At 68.0% G+C, this 19,791-nt stretch carries 19 protein-coding genes; 9 read left to right on the forward strand and 10 right to left on the reverse strand.

Annotated features, from left to right (window positions below):
- Nucleotides 1-66: 66 nt before the first annotated feature.
- The 5 genes from otsA to SPHPHY_RS0115110 form a co-directional block, all read right to left on the reverse strand.
- Complete coding sequence (gene otsA / locus SPHPHY_RS0115090; protein WP_022687524.1) at nt 67-1,461, reverse strand: alpha,alpha-trehalose-phosphate synthase (UDP-forming); 1,395 nt, start codon at nt 1,459-1,461, stop codon at nt 67-69.
- Entirely contained in the window at nt 1,458-3,239 is a 1,782-nt protein-coding gene (locus SPHPHY_RS0115095) for a glycoside hydrolase family 15 protein (RefSeq protein ID WP_022687525.1), read from the reverse strand. The genes otsA and SPHPHY_RS0115095 overlap by 4 nt, the downstream gene beginning before the upstream one ends.
- Nucleotides 3,236-3,979 (reverse strand): trehalose-phosphatase, encoded by a 744-nt coding sequence (gene otsB, locus SPHPHY_RS0115100; protein WP_028056976.1) that lies wholly within the window; start codon nt 3,977-3,979, stop codon nt 3,236-3,238. Before otsB ends, SPHPHY_RS0115095 begins: the two co-directional genes overlap by 4 nt.
- 47 nt (nt 3,980-4,026) lie before the next feature.
- Nucleotides 4,027-4,689: a hypothetical protein gene (locus SPHPHY_RS20320; RefSeq protein ID WP_022687527.1), complete on the reverse strand. Its 663-nt coding sequence runs from the start codon at nt 4,687-4,689 to the stop codon at nt 4,027-4,029.
- Nucleotides 4,690-4,973: 284 nt separating this feature from the next.
- The gene (locus tag SPHPHY_RS0115110; RefSeq protein WP_022687528.1) at nt 4,974-5,960 is read right to left on the reverse strand and encodes an NAD(P)H-dependent flavin oxidoreductase; all 987 of its coding nucleotides are present in this window, start codon (nt 5,958-5,960) and stop codon (nt 4,974-4,976) included.
- A 252-nt stretch (nt 5,961-6,212) separates the two neighbouring features.
- On the opposite strand from SPHPHY_RS0115110, the gene SPHPHY_RS22685 reads away from it, so the two are divergent.
- From SPHPHY_RS22685 to SPHPHY_RS0115155, 8 genes are all read left to right on the forward strand, one after another.
- A complete protein-coding gene (locus SPHPHY_RS22685; protein ID WP_269213767.1) occupies nt 6,213-6,338 on the forward strand; it encodes a hypothetical protein in 126 nt (41 codons plus the stop codon).
- 95 nt (nt 6,339-6,433) lie between these two features.
- On the forward strand, nt 6,434-7,393 hold the full coding sequence (locus SPHPHY_RS0115125) for a UDP-2,3-diacylglucosamine diphosphatase (protein ID WP_022687531.1): 960 nt from the start codon (nt 6,434-6,436) through the stop codon (nt 7,391-7,393).
- Nucleotides 7,393-8,415, forward strand: a complete 1,023-nt coding sequence (locus tag SPHPHY_RS0115130; protein WP_028056978.1) for a glycosyltransferase family 4 protein — start codon at nt 7,393-7,395, stop codon at nt 8,413-8,415. The genes SPHPHY_RS0115125 and SPHPHY_RS0115130 overlap by 1 nt, the downstream gene beginning before the upstream one ends.
- 99 nt (nt 8,416-8,514) lie before the next feature.
- Nucleotides 8,515-9,192 (forward strand): DUF1013 domain-containing protein, encoded by a 678-nt coding sequence (locus SPHPHY_RS0115135; RefSeq protein WP_022687533.1) that lies wholly within the window; start codon nt 8,515-8,517, stop codon nt 9,190-9,192.
- Between the two features lie 178 nt (nt 9,193-9,370).
- The gene (locus SPHPHY_RS0115140) at nt 9,371-10,141 is read left to right on the forward strand and encodes a 3'-5' exonuclease (protein WP_022687534.1); all 771 of its coding nucleotides are present in this window, start codon (nt 9,371-9,373) and stop codon (nt 10,139-10,141) included.
- A gap of 112 nt (nt 10,142-10,253) precedes the next feature.
- Complete coding sequence (locus SPHPHY_RS0115145) at nt 10,254-11,762, forward strand: sensor histidine kinase (protein WP_022687535.1); 1,509 nt, start codon at nt 10,254-10,256, stop codon at nt 11,760-11,762.
- On the forward strand, nt 11,759-12,208 hold the full coding sequence (locus tag SPHPHY_RS0115150; protein WP_022687536.1) for a response regulator: 450 nt from the start codon (nt 11,759-11,761) through the stop codon (nt 12,206-12,208). Before SPHPHY_RS0115145 ends, SPHPHY_RS0115150 begins: the two co-directional genes overlap by 4 nt.
- A 2-nt stretch (nt 12,209-12,210) precedes the next feature.
- Entirely contained in the window at nt 12,211-13,239 is a 1,029-nt protein-coding gene (locus SPHPHY_RS0115155; protein ID WP_022687537.1) for a sensor histidine kinase, read from the forward strand.
- A 256-nt stretch (nt 13,240-13,495) separates the two neighbouring features.
- Here the strand turns inward: SPHPHY_RS0115155 and metH are convergent, their stop codons facing one another.
- From metH to SPHPHY_RS0115180, 5 genes are read right to left on the reverse strand one after another with little or no spacing between them, the layout of a single operon-like run.
- Nucleotides 13,496-16,171 (reverse strand): methionine synthase, encoded by a 2,676-nt coding sequence (gene metH, locus SPHPHY_RS0115160; protein ID WP_022687538.1) that lies wholly within the window; start codon nt 16,169-16,171, stop codon nt 13,496-13,498.
- Nucleotides 16,168-16,398, reverse strand: a complete 231-nt coding sequence (locus SPHPHY_RS0115165; RefSeq protein WP_022687539.1) for a hypothetical protein — start codon at nt 16,396-16,398, stop codon at nt 16,168-16,170. Before SPHPHY_RS0115165 ends, metH begins: the two co-directional genes overlap by 4 nt.
- Nucleotides 16,395-17,441: a homocysteine S-methyltransferase family protein gene (locus SPHPHY_RS0115170; RefSeq protein ID WP_022687540.1), complete on the reverse strand. Its 1,047-nt coding sequence runs from the start codon at nt 17,439-17,441 to the stop codon at nt 16,395-16,397. Before SPHPHY_RS0115170 ends, SPHPHY_RS0115165 begins: the two co-directional genes overlap by 4 nt.
- Nucleotides 17,438-18,379 carry a methylenetetrahydrofolate reductase [NAD(P)H] gene (gene metF, locus SPHPHY_RS0115175; RefSeq protein ID WP_022687541.1) on the reverse strand — a complete coding sequence of 314 codons (942 nt, stop codon included), beginning with the start codon at nt 18,377-18,379 and terminating at the stop codon, nt 17,438-17,440. Before metF ends, SPHPHY_RS0115170 begins: the two co-directional genes overlap by 4 nt.
- Nucleotides 18,376-19,314, reverse strand: coding sequence for an ArsR/SmtB family transcription factor (locus SPHPHY_RS0115180; RefSeq protein ID WP_022687542.1), 939 nt, complete (start codon nt 19,312-19,314; stop codon nt 18,376-18,378). Before SPHPHY_RS0115180 ends, metF begins: the two co-directional genes overlap by 4 nt.
- A 128-nt stretch (nt 19,315-19,442) precedes the next feature.
- Between SPHPHY_RS0115180 and SPHPHY_RS0115185 the strand changes: the two genes are divergently transcribed.
- Entirely contained in the window at nt 19,443-19,739 is a 297-nt protein-coding gene (locus SPHPHY_RS0115185) for a hypothetical protein (protein WP_022687543.1), read from the forward strand.
- Nucleotides 19,740-19,791 lie beyond the last annotated feature (52 nt).

Consider the following 19,791-nt stretch of genomic DNA (forward strand, 5'->3'; position numbering starts at 1 on the left):
GTCCGTGCGGTAAGTCTTCAGGCAACACAAGCAGCGGAGTCGGCGCAGCGAGCAAGGCGCCGTATATCAGTGCACCGGGTCGGGAGTGGCCTCCGCCTTCTCAAGCGCCGTCAAAAACGTCGCAGACCACCAGGCAACATCCTGTTCTTGCACGCCTTCCATCAATGCCTTCCAGCGCCGCACACGCTCTTCGCGCGGCATCCGCAACGCCTGGTAGATCGCGTCCGAGACTTCCTCGGCACTGTAAGGATTCACCAGCAGCGCCTCCGCCATCTGCTCGGCCGCCCCGGCGAATCGCGACAGGACCAGCACGCCGGGATCTTCCGGGTCTTGCGCCGCGACATATTCCTTGGCGACCAGGTTCATCCCGTCGCGCAATGGCGTCACCAGCCCGATCTTGGCGGCGCGATAGATGCCGGCCAGCTGGTCGCGCGGATAGCCCTGGTTGACGTAGCGGATCGGCACCCAGTCGACGTCCGCATAGGCACCGTTGATGCGCCCCGACAGACCCTCCAGCGACTGGCGGATCCGCTGGTAGCTCTCCACGGACACGCGGCTCGGCGGTGCGATCTGGAGCAGGAACACTTCCTTGCGTTCCTCGGGATGCTCGTTGAGGAACCGTTCGTAGCCGAGGAAGCGCTCCTCCAGACCCTTCGAATAATCGAGCCGATCGACCCCGACGATCATGTCGCGTCCATCGGCGCTGTCGCGCATCCGGCGGTAGGCGAGCCGCGCCGGCACGCTCTTCGACATCTCGGCGAACTCGACCGCGTCGATCCCGATCGGGCATGCGATCAACTCGACGTGCCGGTCGCCCAGCCGCGCGACATTGCCGTCGATCGTGGCACCCATATCGTGCTTGGCGAAGTCGCAGAACGACTCCAGCCATTCCTCGGTATGGAACCCGATCAGGTCGTAGGAGAACAGCGACTCGACCAGCTCACGGGCATTGGGCAGGGTTCCGAGCAGCCGTCGCGGCGGCCACGGGATGTGCAGGAAGAAGCCCATCCGGTTCGAACAGCCGCGCTCGCGCAGTTCGGCGCCCAGCGGGAACATGTGATAATCCTGGATCCAGATCACATCCTCCGGCTCGATCAGCGGGCGGACCGTGTCGGCGAACCGTTGATTGGTGCGCTTGTACCCGCCCGCGAAATCACGCTCATATTCGGCCAGGTCGATGCGATAGTGGAACAGCGGCCACAGCGTACGGTTGGCGTAGCCGTCGTAATATTCCTGGACGTCCTGCTCCTCCAGATCGACCGTCGCGGTGGTGACGCCCTGGTTGCGCTGGAAGTTGATATGGCCGTTGAACTGGTCGGTCTGTTCTCCCGACCAGCCGAACCACATGCCGCCGCGATCACGCAGCGCCGCGGCCAGCGCGACCGCCAGCCCGCCCTGCGCGCCGGCCGTGGAGCCCTTGGGCGCGGTGACGCGGTTCGAGATGACGATCAGGCGGCTCAACGGATACTACTCCAAGGTTTGCTCAGCATGGCGGCGCAGTTGATCATGCCCACCAACGAATAGGTCTGAGGATAATTTCCCCACAATTCACCACTTTGCGGGTCGATGTCCTCCGACAGCAGCCCGGCGGCGGTGCAGCGCGACAGCATCTCGTCGAACAAGGCCCGTGCCTCGTCGCTGCGGCCGGTCAGGAACAGCGCCTCGATCAACCAGAAGGTGCAGACGTTGAACGCCGTCTCGGGCAGCCCGAAATCATCCTCGGTGTCGTAACGCAGCATCGTCGAGCCGCGGCGCAGGCCCTTCTCGATCGCCACCAGCGTGTCGAGGAAGCGCGGGTCGTCCGCCTCCAGAAAGCGCAGGTCGAGCAACTGCAGCACGCTGGCATCGAGATCGTCACCAGCGAACGTCGCCGACATCCGCCGCGTATCCTCGCGCCACGCCGCCGTCTCGATCCGCTCGCGGATCACTTGCGCGCGCTCGGACCAGAGCGCGTGGCGATCGGCCAGCTTCAGCCGCTCGGCCGCATTGGCAAGCCGGTCGCACGCCGCCCAGCACATCGCGCTGGAATAGGTGTGGACGCTCTGTCGGGTCCGCAGCTCCCACAGGCCGGCGTCTGGCTGGTCGTAATAGGCCCAGGCGCGCTCGCCGACCCGCTCCAGCGCGTCGAAATCCTCGATGCCGCTCAGCCGGAACAGGCGATGATCGAAGAAGGCGTGGACCGAGCACAGCACGATCTGCCCGTACGCGTCATGCTGGATCTGCTCGGCCGCCTGGTTGCCGACCCGCACCGGCCCCATGCCGCGATAGCCGGGCAACTGCTCCTCGATCCGCTCCGGCAGCTGCGCCTCGCCCAGCACGCCGTACAGCGGCTGGATATGCCCGCCGCGCGCGCCATCGACGATGTTGCGGAGGTAGCCGAGATAGCCCTCGAGCACGTCGAGCGCGCCAAGCCGGTTGAGCGCCTGCACGGTGTAATAGGCGTCGCGGATCCAGCAGTAGCGATAGTCCCAGTTGCGCTGCGACCCGGCGTGCTCCGGAACGGAGGTGGTCAGCGCCGCGACGATCGCGCCGGTTTCCTCGTGCTGGCACAATTTCAGCGTGATCGCACAGCGGATGACGACTTCCTGCCACTCCAGCGGCACGGCCAGCCCGCGCACCCAGCCCTGCCATTCCTGCGTCGTGCGGTACAGCATCAGGTCGACGGTGCTGGCGAGATCGCCCTGGAAGCTCTCATCCGGCCCCAGGAAGAAGTGCAGCGGCCGTTCGACCCGGAACGCATGCTCGCCCTGCACCATCGCGATCGGCGCGGTGGTGGTCAGCCGCAAGGCGATCGTATCGAGCAGCAGCCGCAGGTGGTTCGATCCGCCGATCTGCTCGCGGCATCCCCCGCCCCAGCCGCACGTCGGGCGCAATGCGATGCGCACCCGCGGGCTGCCGGCGATCGGCCGCACGATCCGCGCATAGCCGACCGGGCGATAGGTACGCCCCTCGCGCTGGAACCGCGGGCAGAAATCGATCACCTCGATCGCACCGCCCTGCGCATCGCGGTGCGTCGTGACGAGGATCGGCGTGTTGCGGATGTACGTCTGCTCGATCGAGACGCTGTCCTCCAGCGCGATCCCCCAATAGCCGGTGTCCGGCTCCTCGCCGCCCAGCAATGCGGAGAACAACGGATCGCCATCGACGCGCGGCACGCATCCCCAGACGAAGCGCCCCTGCCGGTCGACCAGCGCGCTCACCTGGCAATTGCCGATCGGCCACAGATCCAGCGTCGTCATGTCATCTCCCTGCATGCAGCGTCGAGCCAGGCGAGCACGTCGGCGACGCAGTTCACCCGGTAGGTTGCGGAGGTGGCGCGCGCCGGGCCGACCAATACGCCGGCCCCGCCCATCGCGACGGCGGCGGCAAAGCCGGCCTCGTCGGTCACGTCATCCCCCACGAAGACAGGAACCGTACGGCAACGCGCCGGTTCCGCCATCAGCCATTCGACCGCGGCGCCCTTGTCGCGCCCGGCCAGCCGCAGCTCGACCACCATCTTGCCGTGTTGCAGATGCAGGTCGTGCGCCGCGGCGAGTTCCTCGGCCAGCGCGGCTACCGCCTCCCCCGCCTCCGGAGCGCCGCGATAGTGCAGGCCGACCCCGAATGGCTTGTCCTCGACCAGCGTACCCGGATGCCTGCTCGCAAACACCCGCGATGCGGCCAGCGCGGTATCGAGTGCGGCGGGCCGATCCGGCGCGGCGATCGCACCATCGGCCGCGGCGATCTCCAGCCCGTGGCTTCCGGCGATCGGCAACGTGGCGGGCGCGACGAGCGCCTGCACCTCGTGCACCGGCCGGCCGCTGACGATCGCGACCCCGCCGGGCAGCGCCGCCGCCAGCCTCTCCAGCAAGGGCGCGACGCCGTGCCCGACCGCGACGGCATCGGGCGTGTCCGCGATCTCCACCAGCGTCCCGTCGAAATCGAGGAACAGGCTGGCGTCAATCAACAGGGAAGGCGGCGGTGGCGCGAGATCGATCATGCCGCCTGCAACGATGCGGCCGGTGTTTCGATGCAACCCCGCAACGATCATCCCGACGCCGCGACCGTCGCCGGCGCCGGCGCGGGGTCGGGCGCCCGCACCAGCGCGCCCGCGCGCCAGCGATCATAGGCGGTGAAGAAGTCGGTGAACGGCGCCTCCAGCACCGGCAGCCGCTGGGCCGCGAACGCGGGGAGTGCGGCGGGCGGTACGGCCGCCGCCGCGGCGAGCGCATCGCGCGCGGCCGTGCAGAAGCCGGCGTGCGCGAAATCCTGCGCGAAGAAATTGTAGAGCCGCGTCATCTGGTCGTCGAACGCATCCTCCCACTCCTTGCCGCGGGTGGCGCGATATTCCTGCTGCAACGCGGTCTGCGCATTGGCGAGCACCGCTTTACGGGTATTGAGCAGCGCGTTGTATTCGTTGACCATCAACGACTGCTCCGGGCCATGGCACGCCAGCACCGCGACGTTCAGCGCGGCACGCAGGTGCCAGGTCGTCCCCGATGCCGACAAACCCACGTTCGGCGTCGCCCAGCGCCCGTCGGCAAGCCGCGCCGGGATCCGCATCCCCGGCCGTGCGCCCGTCGGCATCGGCGCCGGCACCATCACCGCTACCGGCACCGGTGGGGCTGTGGGTGTCGCGGGCGGCGGCGTGCGCGAACAGGCCGTGGCCAGGACGGACGCCACCATGACGGCGGACAGGCGCAGGCGCATCGTGAAACCCCTTTTATGACGCGTTGCGTTCGCGTCCCATTCCCGGACGCGTCGCGAAAGAGTCGAGCCGGCACGCCGTGCCCCAGACGCGCCGAGGCGAGTCCGGTTCGCTGCACGGACAAAGGCTTTGGTCGGTCCTGCCGGAGATCGACGCGGACAGGTGCGGCTCGGCAAGGGCCATACTTAAGGCCAGGATCGAGCTTCACCCGATCGTCGACCTGGTCCGACATGCGCACCTGCTTGCCCGACTGCCCGCAGGCTCCTGCGCACGCGAACGCCGCGCCTCACCCCACCCGCTTCTCGAACGCCTGCGCCGCCTCGGCGACCAACGACGCGATGATGTCGGCGATCGGCTCTTCCTTCGTGACCATCCCGACCGACTGCCCGGCCATCACGCTGCCATGCTCGACATCGCCGTCGATCACCGCGCGGCGCAGCGCGCCTGCCCAGTAATGCTCGATCTGCAATTGCGCCTCGGCCATCACCACCTTGCCCTCGTCCAGCGACAGCGCCACCTCGCGCTGCCGCGCCGAGAACAACTCGCCCGCCGCATTCTTCAGCGCGCGCACCGGGATGACCGGCAGGCGCGGATCGAGCTGGACGCTCGCCACCGCGTCGCGTGCCGAGGCGCGGATGAACGCCTTTTTGAAATTGGGGTGCGCGATGCACTCGGTCGCGCAGACGAACCGCGTGCCGAGCTGCACCCCGGCGGCGCCCATGTCGAGATAGCCTGCGATCGCCTCGCCGCGCCCGATTCCGCCGGCCACGAACACCGGGACGACCTCGGCCAGTTCCGGCAGCATTTCCTGCGCCAGCACGCTGGTCGAAACCGGGCCGATATGTCCACCGGCCTCCATCCCCTCGATCACCAGCGCATCGACCCCGGACCGCACCAGCTTCTTGGCCAGCGCCAGCGTCGGCGCGAAGCAGACCGCCTTCGCACCCGACGCCTTGATGGCCTCCAACGCCCCCTTCGGCGGCAATCCGCCCGCGAGCACGACATGCCCGACCCCGTGCCGCGTGCAGACGTCGATCAGCGCATTCAGGTCCGGGTGCATCGTGATCAGGTTCACCCCGAACGGCCGCGCCGTCATCGCCGCGGTGGCGGCGATCTCGGCGTCCAGTAGCGCCGGCGACATCGCCCCGCACGCGATCACCCCGAAGCCGCCCGCATTCGACATCGCCGCCACCAGGTGCCGCTCCGACACCCACGACATCGCGCCGGCCATGATCGCCACCTCGCTGCCCAGGAACGCCGCGCCGCGCGCCATGCGGTCGGCGAGCCGGCGATGGCCTCCGCTGACGATCGAAGCGGCGGGGGCCGGCGAAGCGGCGGAGGCAGGCGCGGTCAGGACATCGGTCATCGATGCTGACTAGGCGGGGCATCGGCATGTGGCAACACGGGCGCCGCCCGCCGCACTGCACAATCGTTTCCAGTGATCGAAATAATCACCGATGAACGACAGCAATCCATACTTTTCGGATGCGATCAGCCGTGTCATTTCTTGGTCATAATAACGAGGATGAGGATCCTGAACATGATCGCCGGCTATAATTTTTCCCCGCGTCGCCGCTTCGCCGTTCTTACAGGGCTGGTTGCTGCGAGCTGGAGCATGGTGGTGCTCGCGACCGACGTATTGCTGCGCTGACGCGAAAGCGTCACCGATCGGCCACGCACGCGTCACCGGGGCGAGACGCGCCCGTCACATGACGGCGGCATAATAGCGGCAAGGGAGAGCCGCTTATGCCGCCGATCGCCGACCCGCTCGACAGCCGCCCGCGCCCGCCCACGGGCGCAGGACATGTCGCCCCCCTGCCCGCTGCCATCCTGCCCGGGATCGGGCACGTGGCCGAGGTCACCGACCTTTTCGACTTCGCGAACTCGCGCCCGCACCGCCCCGAGGAGTCGGCTGGCGAACGCCGCCGCTACCGCACGGTCTGGATCAGCGACGTCCACCTGGGCACGCGCGGCTGCAATGCCGACCTGTTGATCGACTTTCTCGATCACGTCGACAGCGACACGATGTACCTGGTCGGTGACATCGTCGACGGCTGGCAGCTCAAGAAGCGCTTCTACTGGCCGGCGGCGCACAACGACGTCATCTGGCGGTTGATGAAGCGCGCACGGCGCGGCACGCGGATGATCTACATTCCCGGCAACCACGACGAAATGTTCCGGCAGTTCGCCGGGCTCGACTTCGGCGGAATCAAGATCCGGCGCAAGGCGGTGCATGAAACCGCCGACGGGCGCCGCCTGCTGGTGCTGCACGGCGACGAATTCGACGCCATCACATTGTCGCACCGCTGGCTCGCGCACGTCGGCGACGCCGCCTATACCGCGCTGATGACGCTCAACCGCGCGGTCAGCGCGGTACGCCGCAAGTTCGGCATGCCGTATTGGTCGCTCAGCAAGCACGCCAAGGCCAAGGTAAAGAACGCGGTCGCGTTCATCTCGCGCTTCGAGGAGATCGTCGCCGAGGCCGCGGGAAGCCGCGGGGTCGACGGCGTCGTGTGCGGGCACATCCACACCGCGGAAATGCGCGAGATCGCCGGCATCGCTTATTACAACGATGGCGACTGGGTGGAGGGATGCACCGCGCTGGTCGAGCATTTCGACGGGCGAATGGAAATCCTGCACTGGGGTGACGAGATCGCGCGCCGCGATCCCGCGCCGCTCGCCGCGCTCGCCACGCTCGCCGCGTGATGCGGATCGCGATCATCACCGACGCCTGGGCCCCGCAGGTCAACGGCGTCGTGCGCACGCTCGAAAACGTCATCGCCGAGCTGCGCGACAGCGGGCACGAGGTGCTGGTCGTCTCCCCCGCCGACGCGCCGTCGTTGCCCTGCCCCACCTACCCCGAGATCCGCCTCGCGCTCATGACGCCGGCGACGATCGGGCGGCGGATCACCGCGTTCGGCGCGCAGGCGGTGCATATCGCCACCGAAGGCCCGCTGGGTGTCGCGGCACGGCGCTGGTGCCTGTCGCGTCGGCGGCCGTTCACGACCGCCTATCACACGCAGTTCCCGGACTATGTCGCGGCACGCACCGGCGCCGACCCGGAGTGGGTCTGGCGCTACGTCCGCTGGTTCCACGCACCGGCCGCCGCGGTGCTGGCCTCGACGCCGACGATCGAACGCGCGCTGGGCGTGCACGGGCTGACCCGCGTCCGCCGCTGGGGCCGCGGCGTCGCACCGTTGTTCTCGCCCGCCGGACCGCGCGACGCGACGATGGCCGCGCTACCCGGCCCGGTGCTGCTCCATGTCGGGCGCGTGGCCGTGGAGAAGAACATTGCCGCGTTCCTCGCCGCCGACGTGCCGGGCACGAAGGTGGTGGTCGGCGACGGCCCGGCGCGGGCCGCGCTGGCGCGGCAATTCCCGCAGGCGATCTTCCTGGGTGCGCTGTTCGGCGCGCAGCTCGCCGCCGCCTATCGCGCCGCCGACGCGCTGGTCTTTCCCAGCCGCACCGACACGTTCGGACTGGTGATGATCGAGGCGCTGGCGTGCGGCACCCCGGTCGCCGCCTTCCCGGTTCCCGGCCCGCTCGACGTGCTGACCGCCGACACCGGCGCGATGGCCGACGACCTGCCCGCCGCGATCGCGCGCGCGCTGACGCTGGACCGCACGACCTGCGCCGCAGCCGGTGTGCGCTTCACCTGGCCGGCCAGCGCGCGACAATTCCTCGATGCGCTCGAACCCTTCGACATGGGCTTGTCGCGCGCCGCCTAAGCGCGTGCTTGCCCTTGGCGGCGGCACGCACTAAGTCGATGGTCAAGATGTGGCCGCTCCGGGAAGGGGCGGCCCTTTGCATTTATGGAGACTGTCCGCATGGCCCAGCCGCTCATGCCCCACGCGACCGCCTCATGGCTGGTCGACAATACCGCGCTCTCCTTCGAGCAGATCGCCGATTTCTGCGGCTTGCACATCCTCGAGGTGCAGGCGATCGCCGACGATACCGCTGCGACCAAGCTGACCGGGCGCGATCCGGTCCGCGCGCACGAGCTGACGCAGGACGAGATCGACAAGGCGCAGGCGAACCCCAAATATCGCATGACGATGACCAAGGGGCCGGACCAGGTGCGCCGCACCAAGGGTCCGCGCTATACGCCGGTGTCGAAGCGCCAGGACAAGCCCGATGGCATCGCCTGGATCATCCGCAACCACCCGGAGATCTCGGATGGCGCGATCGGCAATCTGATCGGCACCACCCGCACGACGATCGCGGCGATCCGCGACCGCAGCCACTGGAACATCGGCAACATCACGCCGAAGGACCCGGTGACGCTCGGCCTGACGACGCAGCGCGAGCTGGACGCGGCGGTCAACAAGGCCGCGAAGGCCGCCGGTATCGAGCCGGCGCCGACCGACACCCGCCTCGACGGCGACCGCGAGGCGCTGATCGCGTCGCTGCGTGCCGAGCGCGAGCAGGCTGCGCGCGATGCCGAGGCCGGGATCGACGGCGACGCTCCCGCACGTCCGGCCTTCGAAGACCCCTTCCGCCGCTGACCGGCCGGGGCGACGGCCTGACTGCCGCGCCCCGTTCGCCGTACACGCAAGGGCGGGCGCCGCTCCCGGCCCGTGCCCCGACTTTTTCGGGCGCGAGGTCGGCGGCCGGTGCCGTAGCGATATCGCATCAAACCGCGACGCTGGCATTCCCGGCTCCGATCCCCCACATCGGGGATGCATGATGTATCCCCGTCGCACCCAATCGCAGATCATCCGCGTCATCGACCTTGAAACCACCGGCGCGGCACCGCCCGCCCATGCGGTGTGCGAGGTGGGGTGGCAGGATGTCGCGCTCGGCAACGACGGGCGCTGGGAATTGTACGGGGAGGGTGGCAGCATCCTCGTCAACCCGGGCCGCCCGCTGCCCGCGATCACGCAGGCGATCCACCACATCCGCGACGAGGATGTCGCCGACGCGCCATGGTGGCACGACGTCGCGCGGCAGGTGCTCGATCCCTATCCGCGGCGCGTCGCGCTCGCCGCGCATCGTGCGTCCTTCGAGGAGCAATTCTGCACTCCGGCGCTCACGCACGGTGCCGACTGGATCTGCACGTGGAAATGCGCGCTGCGGCTGTGGGCGGACATGCCCAGTTATTCCAACCAGGTCCTGCGTTACTGGCGCAAGCCCGAGGGGCTGGACCACGAACGTGGCCTGCCCGCACACCGCGCGTTCCCGGACGCCTATGTCACCGCCCACCATCTGCGCGATCAGCTGAACGAGGCGTCGGTGGCACAGCTGATCCAATGGTCGAGCGAACCGGGCTTGCTTCCGCGCGTCCGCTACGGCCCCGATCGCGGCAAGGACTGGCGCGAGATCGAGGAGGAAAGCCTCGCCAAGTTCCTCACCGATCGCGATCCCGACGTCCGCTTCACCGCCGAAACCGAAATGGCCCGGCGTCGTGGCGGCGGTCACGTCGGCCGCATGACCGCGCAGGAATTGCTGCTGTAGTGCGCGGGACGCGGTGACATGCCGCCCGCGATGCCGCCAACCCACCAACCTGCATCACCCTTCCCGCACGAGCCGCTGGCGCCCGCGCACATAGCGCGATATCGCGTTCGCGATGGCCGATCTTCCCGCCGACGCCCCTGTCAATCGCGTGCTGACGCGGCGCATGAGCGCGTTGATGGTGTTCGGCTTTCTCGCGCTTGTGCTGGTCGGCTATGCCGCGGTGCGCGTCATGCAGCGTAACGAGGTGCATACCCGGCTGGTCGAGCACACCTACCAGGTCGAGAACGCCGTCCTCAACGTCCACCGGCTGGTCGAGCAGGGCGAGACCGCGCGCCGCGGCTACATGCTCGTTCCGGGCCGCACCGGGGCGCTCGCCAATTTCCAGCGCATCGAACGTCAGTTGCCGGATGCGATCGCGCGCCTCGAACGCCTCACCCGCGACAATCCGGTCCAGCGCCGCTATCACCTCGGGCTGCGGCTTCAACTCGCGAGCCTCGCCGCGCGGCGCGCGAACACCATAACGCTGCTCGGACAAGGTGACCGGGCGGGCGCGCTGCGCGCCTTCGAGGACGATGCCGAGATCCGCACGATCGTCACGATCCGCAACCTGCTCGACCGGATGGGCGCGGTCGAGCGGCGGCTCATGACGCACCGCGACGCCGAACTGCGCGCCAGCGAACGTGCCTTCTACACGATCATCATCCTGGCCGGCGCGTTGCTCGCCACGGTGGCGGTGATCTCGCTGCTGACGATACTCTCCTACACCCGCGACCTGTCGCGTTCGGACGAGGCGCTGCGTGCGCTCAACGCCGGGTTGGAAGACATGGTCGTCGTGCGCACCGCCGACCTGACCCGTGCGAACGAGGAGATCCAGCGCTTCGCCTATATCGTCAGCCACGATCTGCGCTCGCCACTGGTCAACGTCATGGGCTTCACCGCCGAGCTGGAGACCGCCGCGAGTGCGCTGCGCGGCCTCGTCGCGCGCGTCGAGGCCGAAGCCCCGGCGCTCGCCGACGAAGAGGCGCGGCTGGCCGCGAACGAGGACCTCCCCGAGGCGATCGGCTTCATCCGCGCTTCGACGCAGAAGATGGACCGGCTCATCAATGCCATCCTGCAGCTTTCCCGGCAGGGCCGCCGCGCGCTGACGCCCGAGAAGATCGACGTTGCCGCGCTCGTCCGCCAGATCGGCGACACGCTGTCGCACCGGCTGAGCGAGACCGACACCGTGCTGACCGTCGAGGCCGATCTGCCGCCGGTGGTCAGCGACCGGCTCGCACTCGATCAGGTGCTGTCGAACCTGATCGAGAATGCGGTGAAATACCTGCGGTCCGGCGTGCCCGGGCGCATCACGGTCAGCGGCCGGCGCGAGCGCGATCGGGTGGTCTACATCGTGCGCGACAATGGCCGCGGCATCGACCCGCGCGACCATGCGCGCGTCTTCGACCTCTTCCGCCGTTCGGGCGCGCAGGACCGGCCCGGCGAGGGCATCGGCCTCGCCACCGTCCGCGCGCTCGTCTTCCGGCTGGGTGGCACCATCGACGTCGCCTCCACGCTCGGGCAAGGTGCGGCCTTCACGTTGTCGCTCCCGCTCGTCCTCCTCAGACAGGAACCGAATTCATGAACGCCCCGCAATCCGTGAACATCGTGATGATCGAGGATGACGAGGGTCATGCGCGACTGATCGAGAAGAACATCCGCCGCGCCGGGATCATGAACCCGATCCGCCACTTCACCGACGGCACGAGCGCGCTCGACTATATCTTCCATGATTCCACCGGCCCGCAGCTCAACGGCCCGGCGCTGGTGCTGCTCGACCTCAACCTGCCGGACATGAGCGGCACCGACATCCTCGCCCGGATCAAGACCGACGAGGGCCCGGTCAAGCGCACGCCGGTCGTCGTCCTGACCACCACCGACGACAGCCGCGAGATCCAGCGCTGCTACGATCTGGGCGCCAACGTCTACATCACCAAGCCGGTGAACTACGAAAGCTTCGCGCAGGCGATCCGCCAGCTCGGGCTGTTCCTGTCGGTAATCCAGGTTCCCGATCTGGGTGACAGCCACTGACCATGGCCGGCCCGCGGATCCTGTATATCGACGACGATGCGGGAATCCGCCGGCTGGTGACGCGTGCGCTGGAACGCCGCGGCTATCAGGTGACCGTGGCCGATGGCGGCGAAGCCGGGGTCGCGGCGGCGCAGGCGGCGACCTTCGACGTCGTCGCGGTCGATCACTACATGCCGGGCATCGACGGGCTGGAGACGATGGCGCGGCTGTCCGCGCTGCCGGATGCCCCCGCGATGGTCTATGTCAGCGGATCGGAGGAGACGCAGGTCGCGCTCGCCGCGCTGCGTGCCGGCGCTGCCGACTATATCGTCAAGACACCGGGCGAGGACTTCTTCGACCTGCTCGACGCCACGTTCCGGCAGGTGATCGCCCGCGCGCAGCTGGCGCGGGCCAAGGCGCGCGCCGAGGACGAACTGCGCGCCAGCAACGCGCGGCTCGAGGCCCTGCTGGCCGAGGTCAACCACCGCGTCGCCAATTCGCTGCAACTCGTCTCCGCGATGGTCCGGATGCAGTCGAGCGCGCTTACCGACGAAGCGGCGCGCGCCGCGCTGGAAGACACGCAGGCGCGGATCAGTGCGATCGCGCAGGTCCATCGCCGGCTCTACACCGGCGACGATGTCGAAAGCGTCGACATGCTCGACTATCTCACGCAGTTGATCGACGAGCTGACGCAGACATGGTCGACCACCGACCTGCCGCGCGCGCTCGTGCTCACTGCCGAGCCGTTGCGCCTGCCCACCGACCGCGCCGTATCGCTCGGGGTGATCGTCACCGAGCTGGTCAGCAATGCCTGCAAGTACGCCTATCCCGACGGCGCCGGCGAAGTACGCGTCCACTTGTCGCGCGACGGCGACGGACGCTTCCGGCTGACCGTGGAGGACGACGGGATCGGCATCGGCGATGCGCCGCCGAAGGGCACCGGCGTCGGCACCCGCCTGATCCGTGCGATGGCGCAAAGCCTCGACTCGATCGTCGAATACGACCGGACTCATACCGGCACCCGCGCCACCGTCGCCGCCGCGCTCGGCTGACGCCGTCGCCCCTCCGCAGGCCAGGACCCATATCTATCGAAGGGATGTGGTTGGCTGACAGCCGGGTGTCGCGCCTGTGTCATGAGACCCGAGGCACCGCACAGCATTCGGCCTCTGGCTCCGCAGCAGCGACGACCGGTGATGAACCGTCATCCCGGCGAAAGCCGCGATCTCCCGCCATATGCGTTACCGCCGCCGAGGAAGACCCCGGCCTTTTGTTGAGGGCGACGTCACGTGCCGACGTCGCCCCCTCGCCTCAATCCAGGTTCGGTCGCAACAACCGCGTCGCCCGCGCGACATCCACGCCCAGCCGCTGCGCGTAATCCTCCAGCTGATCCTCGCCGATCCGCGCCACGCCGAAATATTCCGCCTGCGCATGCCCGAAGTAGAAGCCGCTGACCGCCGCGGTCGGCAGCATCGCGAAACTTTCGGTCAACTCCAGCCCGACGTTCTTCTCCGCGTCCAGCATCTCGAACAAACGCACCTTCAGCGAATGCTCGGGGCACGCCGGATAGCCCGGCGCCGGGCGGATGCCACGATATTGCTCGCGGATCAGCGCGTCGTTCGTCAGCTGCTCGTCGGGCGCATAACCCCACAGCACATGACGGACGTGCGCGTGCAGCGCCTCGGCGAACGCCTCCGCCAGCCGGTCGGCCAGCGCCTTCAGCAGGATGTCGTTATAATCGTCGTTATCGGCCTTGTAGCGCGCGATATGCGCATCGATGCCGTGGATGCCGACCGCGAAACCGCCGATCCAGTCGCCCACCGGATCGATGAAGTCGGCCAGGCACATATTCGCGCGCCCCTCCCGCTTGGCGATCTGCTGGCGCAGGAACGGCAGTCGCGTCGAATGTTCGTTGCGGCGGTCGAGGTCTGGCAGGTTGAACCCGGCCGGCACGCTGCCGCCGTCCGGCGAGCGGGTGTCGACCACATGGCGATCGTTCACCCACACGTCGTCGTCGTGGCGATGGCACGGCCACAGTCCGGCGACGCCGCGCGCGGTAAGCCACTTTTCCGCGACGATCCGGTCGAGCATCGCCTGCGCGTCGGCGAACAGCGACGTGGCGCTTTCGCCGACCACGTCGTCGGTCAGGATCGCGGGATAATTGCCCGCCAGCTCCCACGCGCGGAAGAACGGCGTCCAGTCGATATACTGCCGCAGATCGGCCAGATCCCAATCGTTGAACACATGCACGCCCGGCTGTTTCACCGGCGCCGCCTTCAACGCCATGTCGGCCGCGAAGCCGCGCTTGCGCGCCTCGTCCAGCGGCAGCAGCTTGTTCTGCCCCTTGCCCTCGCGCGCGTCGCGCACCGCCTGATAATCGGCCGCGACGCCCGCGACATACTTGTCGCGGATTGTATCGCTGACCAGCGTCGTCGCCACGCCGACCGCGCGGCTGGCGTCCAGCACGTGCACCACCGGCCCGGTATAGGCCGGCGCGATCCGCAGCGCCGTGTGGACCTTGCTGGTCGTCGCGCCGCCGATCAGCAGCGGCATCTGCATCTCCGCGCGCTGCATCTCCTCGGCCACCGTCACCATCTCGTCCAGCGACGGCGTGATCAGCCCCGACAGCCCGATCATATCGGCGTCGTTCTCATTCGCCGCCGCCAGGATCTTCGACCACGGTACCATCACGCCCAGGTCGATCACCTCGAAGCCGTTGCACTGGAGCACGACGCCGACGATGTTCTTGCCGATATCGTGAACGTCGCCCTTCACGGTCGCCATCACGACCTTGCCCTTGCCCTTCGCGCCCGGCTCCTTCGCGGCCTCGATGAACGGCATCAGGTGCGCAACCGCCTTCTTCATGACGCGCGCCGATTTCACGACCTGCGGCAGGAACATCTTGCCCGATCCAAACAGGTCGCCGACCACGTTCATCCCGTCCATCAACGGCCCCTCGATCACCTCGATCGGGCGCGGGAACAGCTGGCGGCATTCCTCGGTATCGTCGACCACATGCGCGTCGATGCCCTTGACCAGCGCATATTCCAGCCGCTTGGCGACCGGCAGGCTGCGCCATTCCGCGGCCTGCTTCTCGGCGACCGCATCGGTACCGCGGTATTTCTCCGCCAGCGCGACCAGCCGGTCGCCAGCTTCGGCGTCACGGTTGAGGATGACGTCTTCGCACGCCTGCCGCAGTTCGGGGTCGATCGTGTGATAGACGTCGAGCTGCCCGGCGTTGACGATCGCCATGTCCATGCCCGCGGGGATGGCGTAATACAGGAACACGGAATGCATCGCGCGGCGCACCGGCTCGTTCCCGCGGAAGCTGAACGACAGGTTCGACAGCCCGCCGGAGATATGGACGTGCGGGCAGCGCGCCTTGATCGCCTTGCACGCCTCGATGAAGTCGACGCCGTAATTGTTGTGCTCCTCGATCCCCGTCGCCACCGCGAACACGTTGGGGTCGAAGATGATGTCCTCCGGCGGGAAGCCGATGCCGATCAACAGGTCATAGGCGCGGGCGCAGATCTCGACCTTGCGCGCCTGCGTATCGGCCTGCCCCACTTCGTCGAACGCCATCACGACGACGGCGGCGCCATAGTTCATGCACTTGCGGGCATGGGCCAGGAATTGCTCCTCGCCCTCCTTCATGCTGATCGAGTTCACGATCGGCTTGCCGCTGACGCATTTCAGTCCGGCCTCGATCACGTCCCACTTGGACGAATCGATCATGACCGGCACCCGCGCGATATCGGGTTCGGCGGCGATCAGCTTCAGGAACGTCGTCATGGCGTGGTGCGCGTCGAGCAGCCCCTCGTCCATGTTCACGTCCACCACCTGCGCGCCATTCTCGACCTGCTGGCGCGCGACCTCGACCGCGCGATTATAGTCGCCCGCCATGATCATCTTCTTGAACGCCGCCGATCCGGTGACGTTGGTCCGCTCGCCGATGTTGACGAACTGGGTGGCGGTGCTGGTGGTCATTGCGTATCCGAGAAACGAGCGAACAGTTCGACGAGTGCGGCTTCGCCCGCGATTTCGCCGGCAGAGGTATAGCGTTCGATCTCGACGTGCCCGTCCTCGAACACCTCGATTTCCCAACGCTCGCCCGGCACCGCGGCATCGATCATGATCGCATCGTCACGAATGCTGGTGATGGTGTGGTGGATGCGTGCGGCATTGAGCCGCGCGATGATGGCAAAGGGCGTCATGCGGCCATCGTGAACGGTTCGAGCCCGGCCAGCCGTGTCTTCACCGGCGGCACCGCCACCCGGCGCGGCGCAAGGTCACGCACGCCATCGGCGATCGCCCTGATGTGCGCGGGCGTCGATCCGCAGCATCCGCCCAGTACGTTCACCTGCCCCGCAAACGCCCATTCGCCGACCAGCCCGGCGGTGGTCGCCGGCTCCTCGTCATACGCGCCCAGTTCGTTGGGCAAACCGGCGTTCGGATAGACCATGATCAGCGTGTCGCACAATTCGCTCAGCACCTTGACGTGCGGGCGCAACTGCTCGGCACCAAACGAGCAGTTCAGCCCGATCGTCAGCGGTTTGGCGTGCCGCACCGCGTGCCAGAACGCCTCGACGGTGTGTCCGGACAGGTTGCGCCCGGACAGATCGGTCAGCGTCATCGACAGCATGATCGGCAGGTCGCGGCCCAGCGCCTCGCCCGCCTCGATCGCCGCCATGATCCCGGCCTTGGCGTTCAGCGTGTCGAACACCGTCTCGATCAGCACGAAGTCCGCACCGCCCTCGACCAGCGCGTCGATCTGCTCGCGGTACACGTCCTTCAGGTAATCGAAGTCGATCTCGCGATAGCCGGGATCGTTGACGTCGGGGCTCAGCGACAGCGTCTTGTTGGTCGGCCCGATCGCGCCGGCCACGAAGCGCGGGCGGCCGTCCTTCGCCTGATATTCGTCGGCGATCCGCCGCGCCAGCTTCGCGCTCTCGACGTTGATCTCGCGCACCAGCCCCTCGGCGCCGTAATCGGCCTGGCTGATCCGGTTCGCCGAGAAGGTGTTCGTCTCGGCGATGTCGGCGCCCGCCTCGAAATAGGCGCGGTGGATCGCCTCCGGCACCTCGGGCTTGGTCAGCGCCAGGATGTCGTTGTTGCCCTTCTGGTCGTGGCCCAGCGTCAAATGCCCGGCGTAATCCGCCTCCGACAGTTTCCAGTTCTGGATCTCGGTCCCGAATGCGCCGTCGGTGATGAGGATGCGCTTGGCCGCCTCGGCGTTGAAGATCTCGCGGGTGGTCATGCGGCGGCCCTTTCCCGAGTGGCCTGCGTCCGCACACCCAGCAGGTGGCAGATCGCAAAGCTCAGCTCGGCCTTGTTCATCGTATAGAAGTGGAGGTGCTTGACGCCCCCGGCATACAGCTTGCGGCACAGCTCGGCCGCGACCGTCGCCGCTACCAGCTGCCGCGCGGCCGGATGATCGTCCAGCCCCTCGAACAGCCGCACCAGCCAGCCCGGCACGTCGGTGTTGCACATCGCCGACATCCGCTGGACGCCCGCAAAGCTGCCGATCGGCATGATCCCCGGCACGATCTCCGCGGCGATCCCCGCCGCCGCCGCCGCGTCGCGGTAACGGAAGAAGGTCTCGGCCTCGAAGAAGAATTGCGTGATCGCGCGGTTCGCGCCCGCATCCAGCTTGCGCTTCAAATTTTCGAGGTCGGCCGTCAGGTCGGTCGAGTTCGGATGCATCTCCGGATACGCCGCCACCGAGATCTCGAACGGATGCAGCCGCCGCAGCCCCGTGACGAGCGCCGCGGCATTCTCATAGCCGCCCGGATGCGGCGCATAGTCCGCCGCGCCCGCCGGCGGATCGCCGCGCAGCGCGACGATATGCCGCACGCCGGCTGCCCAATATTCCTGTGCGACCGCGTCGATCTCCTCGCGCGTCGCCTCGACGCAGGTCAGATGCGCCGCTGCCGGGACGCCGGTGTCGCGTGCGATCCGCGCCACGGTCGCGTGCGTCCGGTCGCGCGTCGACCCGCCCGCACCGTAGGTCACCGACAGGAAACGCGGGCCCAGCGGGCACAAGGTCTCGATCGACTGCCACAGGTTTTCCTCGGCCTTGTCGGTCTTGGGCGGCGAAAATTCGAAGCTGACGTCCACGTCGCCGCCGACGTCGGCATACAGCGGTGCGTCGAGGGCACGACGCGCCTCTTCGAGTTGATTGACCGAGAACGTCATGCCGCCTTCACCTCCCGCACCGGCACGCCTTGCTTGCGCCCGAGCCACAATTTCACCGTCAGTTCGCCGCCTTCGAGCGTTTCGACACGCTCCAGCGTCAGCCCGGCCGCATCGAACCATCCCGCGATCTGCGCGTCGCCGAACCCCAGGCGGGTGTGGGCGTCGCGCGCGCGCAATTCCTCGCGATCGTGGCTCGCGAAATCCGCGATCAGCAACCGCCCCCGCCCGGCCAGCACGCGCGCCGCCTCGGCGATCGCAGCGCCCGGCTGCTGCGCGAAATGCAGCACATTGTGCAGGATCGCGAGGTCGACGCCGCCGTCCGTCACCGGCAGCGCGTAGAGATCGGCCTGCCGCAGTTCGGCACGCTCGCCGACCCGCGCGCGTGCCAGCCGCAGCATCTCGCTGCTCTTGTCGATCCCCAACACCTGCGTGGCCGCGGGCGCGAACAGCTCGATCATCCGCCCGGTGCCGGTGCCGATATCGATCATCCGGCCCAGCGGTTCGCTGCCCAGCAGCGCGCGCATCGCCGCTTCGACCTGTTCCTCCGCGACGTGCAGCGACCGGATCGCGTCCCATTCGCCGGCATGCGCCTCGAACCACGCCGCCGCCGCCGCCGCGCGATCGGCGCGCACCGCCGCCAGCCGCGCGACATCCGCCTCGACGTCGGCGGTGACGCCATAGGCATCCAGCGCTGCCATTACGGGGGTGACGCGTGCGCGATCACCCAGCGCGACGAACACCCAGCTGCCTTCCTTGCGCCGCTCCGCCAACCCCGCATCGCACAGGATCTTCACGTGCCGCGACACGCGCGGCTGGCTTTGCCCCAGTACCTGTGCGAGCTCGCCGACGGACAATTCCATCGTCCCCAGCAGCGCCACGATGCGAAGCCGCGACGCGTCGGCAAGCGCGCGGAAGATGTCGAGAGCCTGCTCCATCCCGCGACATATAAAGATATCTTTATATGCGGTCAACGCATCTGCGATGGACCCTTTTGCCGCGATGTTTCGTTCGCGTGACCGCTACGGCAGTATTGCCGGCGTAACGAAACAGGGGAGAAAACCCAATGAAGCGTCTCATCACCACCGGCCTGGTCGCCGCCACCGCCCTCGGCCTCGCCGCCTGCAGCCCGAAGGCGCAGAACGAGACTGCCGAAGCCGGCAACGCGATCGCCGCCGACACCTCCGCAACCACCTCGAACGCGGTCAGCGATGTCGACGCCGCCACCGATCGCGCGCTCAACAAGGCCGAAAACAGCCTCGACAACGCCGGCGCGGCGCTGAAGAACAGCGGCGACCGCGCTGCCGACGCCACCGGCAACGCGATGGTCCGCGCCGGTGAGGACCTGCGCGACAAGAACTAAGCCTGTCGAGCGGCCGCCGCCTGCAGACGGCGGCGGTCGCTCCTGTTACGAA

The sequence above is a fragment of the Sphingomonas phyllosphaerae 5.2 genome (genome assembly GCF_000419605.1).
Taxonomy (GTDB): Bacteria; Pseudomonadota; Alphaproteobacteria; order Sphingomonadales; family Sphingomonadaceae; genus Sphingomonas; species Sphingomonas phyllosphaerae_B.

Coding starts and splice junctions, on each gene's coding strand:
- SPHPHY_RS0115095 (WP_022687525.1), bottom strand. CDS start 3,239: ATGACGACGCTGGATCTGTGGCCGATCGGCAATTGCCAGGTGAGCGCG.
- otsB (WP_028056976.1), bottom strand. CDS start 3,979: ATGATCGATCTCGCGCCACCGCCGCCTTCCCTGTTGATTGACGCCAGC.
- SPHPHY_RS20320 (WP_022687527.1), bottom strand. CDS start 4,689: ATGCGCCTGCGCCTGTCCGCCGTCATGGTGGCGTCCGTCCTGGCCACG.
- SPHPHY_RS0115110 (WP_022687528.1), bottom strand. CDS start 5,960: ATGGCGCGCGGCGCGGCGTTCCTGGGCAGCGAGGTGGCGATCATGGCC.
- SPHPHY_RS22685 (WP_269213767.1), top strand. CDS start 6,213: ATGAGGATCCTGAACATGATCGCCGGCTATAATTTTTCCCCGCGTCGC.
- SPHPHY_RS0115125 (WP_022687531.1), top strand. CDS start 6,434: ATGCCGCCGATCGCCGACCCGCTCGACAGCCGCCCGCGCCCGCCCACG.
- SPHPHY_RS0115130 (WP_028056978.1), top strand. CDS start 7,393: ATGCGGATCGCGATCATCACCGACGCCTGGGCCCCGCAGGTCAACGGC.
- SPHPHY_RS0115135 (WP_022687533.1), top strand. CDS start 8,515: ATGGCCCAGCCGCTCATGCCCCACGCGACCGCCTCATGGCTGGTCGAC.
- SPHPHY_RS0115140 (WP_022687534.1), top strand. CDS start 9,371: ATGATGTATCCCCGTCGCACCCAATCGCAGATCATCCGCGTCATCGAC.
- SPHPHY_RS0115145 (WP_022687535.1), top strand. CDS start 10,254: ATGGCCGATCTTCCCGCCGACGCCCCTGTCAATCGCGTGCTGACGCGG.
- SPHPHY_RS0115150 (WP_022687536.1), top strand. CDS start 11,759: ATGAACGCCCCGCAATCCGTGAACATCGTGATGATCGAGGATGACGAG.
- SPHPHY_RS0115155 (WP_022687537.1), top strand. CDS start 12,211: ATGGCCGGCCCGCGGATCCTGTATATCGACGACGATGCGGGAATCCGC.
- metH (WP_022687538.1), bottom strand. CDS start 16,171: ATGACCACCAGCACCGCCACCCAGTTCGTCAACATCGGCGAGCGGACC.
- SPHPHY_RS0115165 (WP_022687539.1), bottom strand. CDS start 16,398: ATGACGCCCTTTGCCATCATCGCGCGGCTCAATGCCGCACGCATCCAC.
- SPHPHY_RS0115170 (WP_022687540.1), bottom strand. CDS start 17,441: ATGACCACCCGCGAGATCTTCAACGCCGAGGCGGCCAAGCGCATCCTC.
- metF (WP_022687541.1), bottom strand. CDS start 18,379: ATGACGTTCTCGGTCAATCAACTCGAAGAGGCGCGTCGTGCCCTCGAC.
- SPHPHY_RS0115180 (WP_022687542.1), bottom strand. CDS start 19,314: ATGGAGCAGGCTCTCGACATCTTCCGCGCGCTTGCCGACGCGTCGCGG.
- SPHPHY_RS0115185 (WP_022687543.1), top strand. CDS start 19,443: ATGAAGCGTCTCATCACCACCGGCCTGGTCGCCGCCACCGCCCTCGGC.